A 12,107-nucleotide genomic window follows, 5' to 3' on the forward strand; every position below is an offset into this window, starting at 1 on the left:
GTTCATCTTCCCAAAGGAAGTGATCTGAGACATGCCTGATTCAAACAACACCCTGAGCCCCGCAAAAGCCTCGCGCCAATGGTTGATTGGCCTGGTTTTACTGGTAGTTATCGCCGCATTGGTCTGGTTTTTCTGGCCAGCAAAACCTGCAAACGTCAGTAACCAGCGCTTTGGCGATATGGGCCCGGTACCGGTGCGAGTGGCTGAGGTTGAAGCGGCGGACTTTCCGATCGAATTAAAAGCCCTCGGCACGGTGACCGCCTATAACACCGTCAATGTGCGTGGCCGGGTTGATGGTGAGCTGATGAAGCTGTTGTTTACCGACGGCCAACGGGTCAAGGCGGGGGACTTACTGGCCGTGATTGATCCCCGGCCATACCAGGTTGCATTGCAGCAGGCCCAGGGGGCGTTACTTGAGAATCAGGCACAGCTGAAAAACGCCGAGATCGACCTGGCGCGCTACAAGGGATTGTATGCCGAAGACTCGATTGCCAAGCAGACCCTCGACACTCAGCTGGCCTTGGTCAATCAATATCGTGGTACGGTCAAATCCAATCAGGCAGCTGTTGCTGAAGCCAAGCTCAACCTGGATTTCACTCAGGTGCGCGCGCCAATCAGTGGTCGCCTGGGCCTGCGCCAGGTCGATATTGGTAACCTGGTGACTTCGGGTGATGAATTGCCGCTGGTGGTAATTACCGAAACCACGCCGATTGCGGTGATGTTCACTTTGCCCGAGGCCGAGTTGCCAGCGGTATTGAAGCACTACCGCGCCGGTGAAACCCTGGAGGTCGAGGCCTGGGACCGCAGCGAGAAGAATCGCTTGGCCCAAGGCCAGCTGGAAACACTGGACAACCTGATCGATACCGCCACCGGTACGGTCAAGCTCAAGGCACGTTTCGCCAACGCCGATGAAATGCTTTACCCCAATCAGTTTGTCAATGTGCGCCTGCGCGTCGAAATTCGCAAAAACGTCGATGTGATTCCAGCCGCTGCGCTGCAGTTTGGTTCCAATGGCCCCTTTGTCTATATCGTCGACAAAGAAGACAAGATCAGCATCCGCCCCGTCGATGTTGGCCCAAGTAACGGTGAGACGACCCTGATCGAGAAGGGCGTCAGCGTTGGTGAGCGCGTGGTGCTCGAAGGCACCGACCGCTTGCGCGATGGCAACAAGGTTGAGGTTTTGGGTACCGGCTTCACCCCTGAGCCAGAGTCGGCTCCGGTGCCGTTGGCCACCGAAACTGATGGTCAGTCGAAGCGCAAAGCATGAATGTTTCTCGCCTGTTCATCCTGCGCCCGGTCGCGACAACGCTGATCATGGTGGCGATTTTCCTGAGCGGGATCATCGCTTATCGCCTGTTGCCGGTTTCGGCCTTGCCCGAGGTGGATTACCCGACGATCAGGGTCATGACCCTTTACCCAGGTGCCAGCCCGGATGTAATGACCAGCGCGGTCACCGCGCCGCTTGAGCGTCAGTTCGGGCAAATGGCTGGCTTGAAGCAGATGTCTTCGACCAGTTCAGGCGGCGCCTCGGTTATCACCTTGCGCTTCAACCTTGAAATCGAACTCGATGTGGCTGAGCAAGAGGTCCAGGCGGCGATTAACGGTGCGACCAACCTGTTGCCCAATGATTTGCCGGCACCGCCGGTGTACAGCAAGGTCAATCCGGCTGATACCCCGGTGATGACCTTGGCGATCAGCTCGAAAACCCTGCCGCTACCTGAAATCAACGACCTGGTTGATACCCGCCTAGCGCAAAAGCTGGCGCAAACCAGTGGTGTCGGCTTGGTCTCGTTGGCAGGCGGCCAGCGTCCTGCCGTACGCATTCGAGTCAACCCCGAAGCACTGGCCGCCTACGGCTTGAACCTGGCAGATATCCGCACGCTGATAACCGCCAGCAACGTCAATCAGCCCAAGGGCAACTTCGATGGTCCGACGCGCGTTTCGCAGCTTGATGCCAACGACCAGTTGGTGTCGGTGGATCAATACCGCCAACTGATTCTTAACTACAGCGAAGGCGCAACCTTGCGTCTCAAGGACGTTGCGACCATTGTCGATGGCGCCGAAAACCAGCGGCTGGCAGCCTGGGCCAACCTGAATAAGACCATTCTGGTCAACGTGCAACGCCAGCCGGGCGCCAATGTAATTGACGTAGTCGATCGCATTCAAACCCTGCTGCCGAATTTAACTGAAGGCTTGCCTGCCAGCGTCGACGTGACGGTGCTTACCGATCGTACGCAAACTATTCGCGCCGCAGTCAGCGATGTGCAACACGAAATGATGATGGCCATCGCCTTGGTCGTGTTGGTGACATTCCTGTTCCTGCGCCGATTGTCGGCGACCATTATTCCCTCGATTGTGGTGCCGCTATCGCTGATTGGCAGCTTCGGTATCATGTATCTGGCGGGTTTCACCATCAACAACCTGACATTGATGGCGTTGACCATAGCCACCGGCTTTGTGGTCGATGACGCCATTGTCATGCTGGAGAATATCGCACGGCACATTGAAGAGGGCGAGACACCCTTCAATGCTGCACTCAAAGGCGCCAAGCAAATTGGTTTTACCTTGGTCTCGCTGACCATTTCGCTGATTGCGGTATTAATCCCGCTGTTATTCATGGCCGATGTCGTGGGGCGTTTGTTCCGCGAGTTTGCCATCACCTTGGCCGTGGCGATCTTGATCTCGCTGGTGATCTCCCTGACCCTCACGCCGATGATGTGCGCACGCCTGCTCAAGCGCGAACCCAAGCCTGAGGAACAGTCTGGCTTTTACAAGGCCAGCGGCGCCTGGATTGACCGCCTGATCCACCATTACGGGATCTGGCTGCAATGGGTACTCAAGCGCCAGCCACTAACCCTGTTGGTCGCCATTGGCACCATGGCGCTGACCGTGGTTTTGTACCTGGCTGTGCCAAAAGGCTTTTTCCCGGTGCAGGATACGGGCGTGATTCAGGGCATTTCCGAGGCGCCGCAATCGATTTCCTTCAGCGCCATGAGTGAGCGTCAGCAACGGCTTGCCGAAGTGGTGCTCAAGGACCCTGCGGTGAGCAGCCTGTCGTCTTATATTGGTGTCGATGGCGATAACCCGACGCTCAACAGTGGACGCATGTTGATCAACCTCAAACCACACAGCGAGCGGGATGTCACCGCCAGCGAAGTGATCGACCGCCTGCGCCCCGAGTTGGCCAAGCTCAGCGGAATTCAGCTGTACTTGCAGCCGGTGCAGGATTTGTCGATTGAAGACCGCGTCAGCCGTACGCAATACCAGTTCAGCATGGAGTCTCCTGATCTGAAGCTGCTTGAGGAGTGGGTGCCCAAATTAGTCACCCGTCTGCAACAGCAGCCAGAGCTGACCGACGTCGCCAGCGATCTGCAAAACCGCGGCCTGCAGGTTTACCTGGATATCGACCGCGATATTGCCGGGCGCCTCGGCGTTAAAGTTGCCGACATCGACGATGCCTTGTACGACGCATTTGGCCAGCGCCAGATCTCGACCATCTACACCCAGGCCAACCAATACCGCGTGGTATTGGAAAGCCAGAATGCGGGCAGCATTGGCCCGGCTGCGCTGCGCCAGATCCACGTTGCCACCGCTGACGGCAAGCAAGTTGCACTTTCTGATCTTGCCCACGTAGAGCAGCGCGCCGCGAGTTTGCTGATAAACCATATCGGCCAGTTTCCAGCGGCGACCTTGTCATTCAACCTCGCACCCGCAATTGCCTTGGGCGATGCGGTGGATGTGATTCAACAAGCACAACAGGACATCGGCTTGCCCGCCGGTATCCAGACCGAATTCCAGGGCGCCGCCCAGGCATTCCGTGCATCGCTGTCGAGTACCTTGCTGTTGATCCTGGCGGCGGTGGTGACCATGTACATTGTGCTTGGCGTGCTCTACGAGAGCTACATTCACCCGATCACCATTCTCTCGACTTTGCCCTCGGCGGGCGTCGGGGCCTTGCTGGCCCTGCTGTTGACCGGCAATGACCTGGGGCTGATCGCAATCATTGGCATCATCTTGTTGATTGGTATCGTCAAGAAGAACGCGATCATGATGATCGACTTTGCCCTCGATGCTGAGCGCAACCAGGGCATGGAGCCAGAGGCAGCCATTTACCAAGCGGCGCTGTTGCGTTTCCGACCCATTCTGATGACCACGCTGGCCGCGCTGTTTGGCGCTGTGCCGCTGATGCTGGCTACAGGCTCCGGAGCAGAGCTGCGCCAACCGCTGGGCTTGGTCATGGTCGGCGGCTTGTTGGTCAGCCAGTTATTGACCTTGTTTACCACGCCCGTGATTTACCTGTACTTCGACCGGTTGGCCCGTCGTGCCACCGGCCGTAGCGCCGCCGGGATTCTGGTCAAGCCATGAACCTGTCAGCGCCTTTTATCCGTCGTCCGGTGGCGACGCTGCTGTTGAGCTTGGCGATCATCTTGCTCGGTGCAGTCAGCTATGGATTGCTGGCTGTATCGCCCTTGCCGGATATGGATTTCCCGGTGATCACGGTTGACGCCACATTGCCTGGCGCCAGCCCGCAGATCATGGCGTCGAGCGTGGCCACGCCGCTTGAGCGCTCGCTGGGTACCATTGCCGGTATCAGCCAGATGAACAGCCGCAGCAGCCAAGGCAGCACGCGTATCATGATCGAGTTTGAGCTTGACCGTGATATCAATGCCGCAGCCCGCGAAGTCCAGGCCGCGATCAATGCCTCGCGTGACTTGCTGCCCAGCGGTATGCGCAGCATGCCGACCTATCGCAAGATCAACCCTTCGCAAGCACCGGTCATGGTACTTGCGCTGTCATCCGATGTGCTGACCAAGGGCGAACTCTACGACGTGGCCTCGTCGGTCATTGCGCAAAAACTGTCGCAAGTCACCGGCGTCGGTGAAGTGCAGATTGGCGGCAGCTCATTGCCGGCGGTGCGGGTGTCCTTGCAACCGCGCATGCTCGATCAATATGGCATCGCCCTGGATGATGTACGGCAAGCCATAACCAATGCCAACGCCAAGCGGCCAAAGGGTGCAGTCGAAGATGCCAGCAATCACTGGCAGATCCAGGCCAGCGACCAGTTGGAGAAGGCCGCCGACTACAAGCCAATGATCATTCGTTACCAGGATGGTTCGGTGGTGCGTCTAAGCGATATCGCCAAGGTCACCGATGGCGTCGAGGATCGCTACAACAGCGGGTTCTACAACGATCAAAGCGCCGTATTGGTGGTAGTCAACCGCCAGACCGGGGCCAATATCATCGAAACCATTGCCAGCATTCGCGAGCAACTGCCTGCGCTACGTGCTGTGATTCCGGCCACTGTTGATCTGCAAGTGGCAATGGACCGCTCACCGGTCATTCGCGCCACCTTGCATGAAGCCGAGCGTACCTTGTTGATCGCCGTGGCCTTGGTCATTCTCGTGGTCTACGGCTTTCTGGGTCGCTGGCGCGCCTCGATGATCCCGGCGCTGGCGGTGCCTGTATCGCTGGTCGGTACATTCGCCGCCATGTATCTGCTCGGTTTTTCATTGAATAACCTGTCACTGATGGCCTTGATTCTGGCCACAGGCCTGGTGGTTGACGATGCAATCGTGGTGTTGGAGAACATCTCTCGGCATATCGAGGCTGGCGAAACACCTATGGCTGCATCATTCAAGGGAGCCAAGGAAGTTGGCTTCACCTTGTTGGCCATGAACCTGTCGCTGGTGGCGGTGTTTGTCTCGATTCTGTTTATGGGCGGGTTGGTCGAGAGCCTGTTTCGTGAGTTTTCGATCACCTTGGCGGTGTCGATCATTATCTCCTTGCTGGTGTCGCTGACGCTGACGCCGATGCTTTGCGCGCGTTGGCTCAAGGCCGAAGATCAACAGCGCCCCGATGGCCGCTTGCAGCAACATTTGGAACGCTTTGGCGCGATGATTCTACGTGGCTACAAGCGCAGCCTGGATTGGGCTCTGCGTCACTCATTGCTGATGCTGTTGAGTTTGTTCGCCACCATCGCCTTGAATATCGTGTTGTTTATCATTGTGCCCAAGACCTTCTTGCCCCAGCAGGACACTGGCCAGTTGATTGGTTTTGTGCGGGGTGACGATGGTTTGTCCTTCCAGGTAATGCAGCCCAAAATGGAAACCTATCGCCGGGCACTGCTCAAGGACCCAGCAGTGGATAGCGTTGCCGGTTTCGTGGGCGGCGCAGGGGGGATCAACAATGCCTTTATCATCGTGCGCCTCAAACCCATAACCGAGCGCAAGATTTCAGCCCAGGATGTGATCAACCGCCTGCGCAAGGAAGTGCCCAAGGTCGCCGGTGGCCGGCTGTTCCTGATGCCTGACCAAGACCTGCAAATCGGCGGCAGGCAAGGGCGTAGCTCAGACAATGAATACATGCTGTTGTCGGGCGACCTCGATCAACTGCGCGAGTGGATGCCCAAGGTGCGCGAGGCACTGCGTGCTTTGCCCGAGCTGACCGATATCGACGCCAAGGAAAACGAAGGCGCGCAACAGATCAGCCTGCAGGTCGATCGCGACATGGCCAAGCGCTTTGGCGTGGACATGGCAATGGTTACCAGCGTGCTTAACAACGCCTACAGCCAGCGCCAGGTATCGACCATCTACGACACGCTCAACCAATACAGCGTGGTCATGGAGGTCGATAAAAAATACGCCGAGCATCCAGAGTCGCTGGACCAGATCAAGCTGATTACCGCCAACGGTGATCGGGTGCCGCTGTCGACCTTTGCCCATTGGGGGCGCAGCCTTGAAGAGGACCGGGTTAATCACCAAGGTCAGTTCGCCTCGGAGAATATTGGCTTCTCGTTGGCCGAAGGTGTCAGCCTCGATCAGGCCACCGAAGCGATCGACAAGGCGGTTGCCAGGCTTAGCCTGCCCACTGAAGTGCAGGGCATGATGAGCGGCACCGGCGCCGCCTTCCAGAAAACCCAGGACAATCAACCCTTGATGATCCTGCTGGCCCTGGTGGTGGTGTATATCGTTCTGGGCGTGCTCTACGAGAGTTATGTGCACCCCTTTACCATTCTTTCCACCTTGCCCTCTGCCGGGGTGGGGGCGCTATTAGCGCTGGAGTTGCTCAATACCGAGTTCAGCCTGATCTCCTTGCTGGGCTTGTTCTTGCTGATTGGCGTGGTGAAGAAAAACGCGATCCTGATGATCGACCTGGCCTTGCAGTTGGAGCGCCAGCAACACATGAGTCCATTCGAGTCGATCCGCCAGGCATGCCTGTTGCGGTTCAGGCCGATCATGATGACCACGCTTGCTGCCATCCTTGGCGCATTGCCCTTGGTGCTCAGCAGCGCCGAAGGCTCGGAAATGCGCAAGCCATTGGGGATCACCATTGTTGGCGGCTTGATCCTGAGCCAGTTGCTGACCCTTTACACCACACCGGTTATTTACCTTTACTTCGACCGTCTGCGCCACCGGGTAAACCGCTGGCGGGGCGTGCGAACCGATGCAGCCCTGGATACACCATTATGATTACTGCAGACCTCGCAAAAGCCCGTGGTACGCGTCTATTAAGCCTGCTTGCTCTGAGTATCGCCTTGAGTGCATGTGCGGTTGGCCCGGACTACAAACGCCCTGAAATCAACACCCCAGCCCAATTCAAGCAAGTAGCCGGCTGGAAAGCTGCCGTGCCCAGCGATGCGCTGGAACGTGGCGCCTGGTGGGAACTCTACGGTGATGCCGAGTTGAACAACCTGGTCGGCCGCCTCAATGTGTCGAACCAGAACCTGGCTGCGGCTGAGGCGCAATACCGTCAGGCCCGGGCGCTGGTTAGAGGCGCGCGAGCAGCGTTTTACCCCTCGTTGTCGACCAATGCCGGTGTCACGCGCTCCGGTCAGGGCGGTGGCCAGAACGTGGTCACCACTTCTGACGTGATCTCCAGCGGCGGATCAAGCTCAACCATCACCAAGAACTACGACTTGAGCCTTAATGCGTCCTGGGAGCTGGATATCTGGGGCAAGCTGCGCCGTTCGCTGGAGTCGAGCAAGGCCGGTTTCGAAGCCAGTGCCGGCGATCTAGCGGCGGCCAAGTTGAGCTATCAATCGGAGTTGGCGCAGAGCTACCTGCAGTTGCGCGTACTCGATGACCAACAGCGCTTGCTGGACGCCACCGTGGCTGCATATGCGCGCTCCCTGAAACTGACAGAAAACCAGTACCGGGCCGGTATTGTGCCCAAGTCCGATGTCAGCCAGGCGCGCACCCAATTGAAAAGCACCGAGGCGCAGGCAATTGACCTCAAGTGGCAGCGTGCGCAGTTGGAGCATGCGATTGCGGTGTTGGTCGGTGTTTCGCCTGCCGAGTTGAGCATCGCCCCGCGTGAGCAATTGCCTCAGTTACCGCAAATACCAGTGGCATTGCCTTCGCAACTGCTTGAGCGCAGGCCGGATATCGCCGCAGCCGAGCGCCGGGTGATTTCCGCAAACGCCGATATCGGCATAGCTGAGGCCGCCTGGTATCCGGACCTGACGATTTCCGCTAGCGGTGGTTATCGGGGCAGCAGTTTTGCGGACTGGATTGAGTTGCCAAACCGCTTCTGGTCCATTGGCCCAAGCCTGGCCATGACCTTGTTCGATGGCGGCGCGCGCAGTGCCGAGGTGGAGCGTACCGAAGCCGTCTATGATCAGACTGTCGCGCAGTATCGGCAATCTGTGCTGGATGGTTTTCGTGAGGTTGAGGATTACCTGGTCCAGCTCAAGGTCATGGAGCAAGAGGCGCTGGTGCAACAGCAAGCGGTTGAGTCGGCCCGTGAATCACTGCGCTTGATTCAGAACCAGTACAAGGCTGGCACTGTTGACTTCAATAGCGTGGTGACTGTCCAGGCAACGGCGCTGAGTAACGAGCGTACCGCGCTAACCTTGCTGGGTAATCGTCTCACGGCCAGTGTTCAGTTGATTGCGGCGCTGGGCGGCGGCTGGACTGTCGATCAACTGGTGCCGCCCGCTGATCAGGATGACAAGCTGGATTAACCACTGGCCCAAGCCAGCATCTGGGCCGATGCTGGCTTGGTTCATCGCCTGAGATTTAGTTACGCGATTTGCGGTTTACCACCTGCGCGGCCTGCATCACGTCGGCACCAATTTCCTTTTCAAACTGTGCCCATACCGGCTTCATCGCGTCACGCCAAGCCTGGCGTTGCTGATCGTCGAGGGTGATGATCTGGCTACTACCCGAGGCCTGGATACGGTTGCGGTCTGCCTGATTGGCTTCCTCGGCCTGGCGATTCACCGAGTAGGTGACCTCATCAATAATGCCTTCAAGCACTACGCGTGTGGCGTGCGGAATGCTGTACCAGAAGGTTGGGTTGCTAACTAGCATGTAGTCGAGCACACCGTGGTTGGTTTCGGTGATGTAGGGCTGAACGGTATTGAGCTTTTTACTGTAAATATTCGACCAGGGATTTTCGGCGCCCTGTACCACGCCGGTTTGAAGTGCCTTGAACACCTCGGCAAAGGGCAGCACTTTCGGGGCTGCAGACAACTGGTTGAACTGTGCGCTCAGTACATCCGATGGCTGGATACGAAAGGTCAAGCCGCTGGCATCGGCAGGCATATACAAGGCTTTGTTGGCTGACAGCTGCTTCATGCCGTTGTGCCAATAAGCCAAGCCAGTGATGCCTTTATCTTCCATGCTGCGCAGCAGTTGACGGCCTTTTGCACGCTTTTGGAAGCGATTGACAGCATCAAGATCGTCAAACAAGAAGGGTAAATCATAGACTTGCAGCTGTTTGGTGTAGTCGCCAAATTTGGCCAGCGAAGGTGCAAGCATTTGTACCTTGCCGTCTTTGAGCGCTTGCATTTCGTCCGCATCACCAAACAGCGTCGAGTTGGGATACACCTCGACCGAGACTTTACCGGACAAGCGTTCCTCAACCAGTTTTTTGAACAGCAGGGCACCTTGGCCCTTGGGGGTGTCATCGGCGACGACATGCGAGAACTTTATGACAATTGGGCCATTTTGCTGGGCGCTGATGGCAGGTGTCGAAGTGATCGCCAAGGCACAGGCAGCCACGGCAAACAATTGCTTAAACATGTGGGAATCCTATTTTTTTTATCAGTATTGGCGTTGTTGGCGCTGTTCCATATCGCAATGCCTGTGCCAATTGCGCCGATTGTGCTCAGGGCAGTATTCGCCGAAAAAACACAGTGAACCAGTTCGCAGGTGGTGGCGATTTATCGCCATCTTTGCCTGAAATCTCAGCGGATTATTGCCGGTTACCTGCTGGTAATGGCTTTGCAGCCAGTCTTTAGTTGGGTCAGGTCCAGATGACTGGTCAGTCGTAGGCCTGAATTCACAGCTATACAGAAGTAAGTCGTGGATTTTGCATGGTGTGGGTTTCAACCCAGCAGTGGCGCGCTGGGGAACCATCATTTAGAGAGAGTAATTATGTCCAGAGTTGCGATAGTCACAGGTGCCTCCAGGGGCATTGGCGCTGCCATTGCCAAGCGCCTGGCCAAGGACGGCATCAGCGTGGTGGTCAACTACGCTTCAAACCCTGCAGATGCAGAAAGCGTGGTGCGCGAGATCATGGCTTTAGGTGGAAAGGCCTATGCGGTGCTGGCCGATATTGCTGACCCGGTGGCGGTCGAAGCCTTGTTTGATCAAACCGAGATGGCTTTCGGCGGCATCGACATCCTGGTCAACAATGCTGGCGTCATTCAACCGGGCATGGTGCCACTGAAAGACACCGATGATGAGCTATACCAGCGAATCTTCTCCATCAACACCCAAGGCACATTCAACACATTGCGCCTGGCCGCTACTCGATTGCGTGAGGGTGGGCGCATCGTCAATTTTTCAACCAGCGTGATTGGCATGGCTCTGCCTGGTTATTCGGTGTACGCCGCCTCCAAGGCTGCGGTTGAAGTCTTTACTCAGATCTTTTCCAAGGAGTTGCGTGGCCGCCGTATCAGTGTCAACGCAATTGCCCCCGGGCCAACTGCAACCAGCTTGTTCTTCAATGGCAAGAGTGACGAACTGATCGAAAAACTGACCCTGCAGCCTCCGCTGGAGCGGCTTGGCACTCCGGATGATATTGCCGCAGCCGTGGCGTTTCTAGTTAGCGAGGAGGGGGCCTGGGTCAACGGCCAGACCCTGAGAGTCAACGGCGGGATCGCCTGAGTCTTGATGCTTGGTGTTTTAGCTGGCTGGCCGGAGGCGAACGATGTATTTGCTGAGCAGGATGCTCAATACAATCCCGCTGCAAATAGCCAGCAATGGCAAGGTTGTCGCCAGGTGCAGCGTGGGAAATACCAGCAGGATTTGCGAGTCGTTACCGCCCAACATCATGGATGCGCCAACGCCCATCAGGGTTCCGGCGCAGAGGTAGCGACTCGAGTCGAGCAGGTTGATCGGCCGATAGTCGAAGGTTCTGCGGTAAATGGTGAAGCAGTACATGCCCAGCACCAGCATTGCGAAGATACCGAGCCTGGTCGGATGAATGTGCCATTGCTGTATCCACACGGCTTTGGATAAATCGTAAAACAGCAGGCTTGGCGTCCATTGGGGTTCAAAGGTATAGAGTGCACTGGTCAGCAAGCCAAGCAAGATGCTCAAGCTGACGTAGTGTTTCTCGCGCTGGAAACGGACAAGCACCAGCAGGCTGGCAATCACCAAGCCAATGGCCAACAGGTAGTTGAAGCTTGAGGGTGAAGGCGTAAGGGGTTGCTTTGCGGTCATATCCATATTCAAGTGGTACCAGAGCACTATGCCGATAACCCAGCCGATAATGGTGAACGCTTTGCTGAGGTCGCCACGGGCCAGCTTGGTTAGCGTGCCGACACTGCAACCGTTATTGAGCACCGAACTGACCCCGAATAAAAAACCGCCCAGGATAATGTGCTGATAAGGCGCAACTGGCTGGTAAAAGGGTAGTGACACGCCAATGTATTGATACAGCGGAGTCAAAAGAAGGCCGAACAAGCCACATGACGCCAGCGCCACAAACAGGGTGGGGCGTTTATTCAGGGCCATGGTAATAGCAGCCACCAGGCATAAGCCCATACGCTGCGAGACCCAGCCGATTAAAAATGCCAGGGTAAGTGGGATAAGCACTGCAACCTCGTTGTTCAATTCGCGCTTTTGATGCGCCGCGCGGGATTAACGTTAGAGTGT

Annotated in this window: 7 protein-coding genes; 5 read left to right on the forward strand and 2 right to left on the reverse strand. The window is 56.9% G+C overall.

Annotated features, from left to right (window positions below; genetic code table 11):
• Window positions 1–31: 31 nt before the first annotated feature.
• Genes AACY26_RS21015 through AACY26_RS21030 form a run of 4 tightly spaced genes read left to right on the forward strand, consistent with a single transcriptional unit; the run spans window position 32 to window position 8,962 of the window.
• Window positions 32–1,267 carry an MdtA/MuxA family multidrug efflux RND transporter periplasmic adaptor subunit gene (locus AACY26_RS21015; RefSeq protein WP_339516927.1) on the forward strand — a complete coding sequence of 412 codons (1,236 nt, stop codon included), beginning with the start codon at window positions 32–34 and terminating at the stop codon, window positions 1,265–1,267.
• Complete coding sequence (locus AACY26_RS21020) at window positions 1,264–4,365, forward strand: MdtB/MuxB family multidrug efflux RND transporter permease subunit (RefSeq protein WP_339516929.1); 3,102 nt, start codon at window positions 1,264–1,266, stop codon at window positions 4,363–4,365. Before AACY26_RS21015 ends, AACY26_RS21020 begins: the two co-directional genes overlap by 4 nt.
• Window positions 4,362–7,469: an efflux RND transporter permease subunit gene (locus AACY26_RS21025; RefSeq protein WP_339516931.1), complete on the forward strand. Its 3,108-nt coding sequence runs from the start codon at window positions 4,362–4,364 to the stop codon at window positions 7,467–7,469. The genes AACY26_RS21020 and AACY26_RS21025 overlap by 4 nt, the downstream gene beginning before the upstream one ends.
• Window positions 7,466–8,962, forward strand: coding sequence for an efflux transporter outer membrane subunit (locus AACY26_RS21030; protein ID WP_339516933.1), 1,497 nt, complete (start codon window positions 7,466–7,468; stop codon window positions 8,960–8,962). Before AACY26_RS21025 ends, AACY26_RS21030 begins: the two co-directional genes overlap by 4 nt.
• A gap of 55 nt (window positions 8,963–9,017) precedes the next feature.
• Here the strand turns inward: AACY26_RS21030 and AACY26_RS21035 are convergent, their stop codons facing one another.
• On the reverse strand, window positions 9,018–10,025 hold the full coding sequence (locus AACY26_RS21035; protein ID WP_339516934.1) for a TRAP transporter substrate-binding protein: 1,008 nt from the start codon (window positions 10,023–10,025) through the stop codon (window positions 9,018–9,020).
• Window positions 10,026–10,379: 354 nt separating this feature from the next.
• Here AACY26_RS21035 and AACY26_RS21040 point away from each other — a divergent pair, with 354 nt between their 5' ends.
• The gene (locus tag AACY26_RS21040) at window positions 10,380–11,114 is read left to right on the forward strand and encodes an SDR family oxidoreductase (RefSeq protein WP_339516935.1); all 735 of its coding nucleotides are present in this window, start codon (window positions 10,380–10,382) and stop codon (window positions 11,112–11,114) included.
• A gap of 18 nt (window positions 11,115–11,132) precedes the next feature.
• Here the strand turns inward: AACY26_RS21040 and AACY26_RS21045 are convergent, their stop codons facing one another.
• A complete protein-coding gene (locus AACY26_RS21045) occupies window positions 11,133–12,047 on the reverse strand; it encodes a YeeE/YedE thiosulfate transporter family protein (RefSeq protein WP_339516936.1) in 915 nt (304 codons plus the stop codon).
• Window positions 12,048–12,107 lie beyond the last annotated feature (60 nt).

It is taken from the genome of Pseudomonas sp. RL_15y_Pfl2_60 (assembly GCF_963970595.1).
Classification (GTDB): domain Bacteria; phylum Pseudomonadota; class Gammaproteobacteria; order Pseudomonadales; family Pseudomonadaceae; genus Aquipseudomonas.

Bases quoted from the DNA above. Each gene is read 5' to 3' on its own strand.
- AACY26_RS21035 (WP_339516934.1), bottom strand. From the start codon at position 10,025: ATGTTTAAGCAATTGTTTGCCGTGGCTGCCTGTGCCTTGGCGATCACT.
- AACY26_RS21025 (WP_339516931.1), top strand. From the start codon at position 4,362: ATGAACCTGTCAGCGCCTTTTATCCGTCGTCCGGTGGCGACGCTGCTG.
- AACY26_RS21015 (WP_339516927.1), top strand. From the start codon at position 32: ATGCCTGATTCAAACAACACCCTGAGCCCCGCAAAAGCCTCGCGCCAA.
- AACY26_RS21040 (WP_339516935.1), top strand. From the start codon at position 10,380: ATGTCCAGAGTTGCGATAGTCACAGGTGCCTCCAGGGGCATTGGCGCT.
- AACY26_RS21020 (WP_339516929.1), top strand. From the start codon at position 1,264: ATGAATGTTTCTCGCCTGTTCATCCTGCGCCCGGTCGCGACAACGCTG.
- AACY26_RS21030 (WP_339516933.1), top strand. From the start codon at position 7,466: ATGATTACTGCAGACCTCGCAAAAGCCCGTGGTACGCGTCTATTAAGC.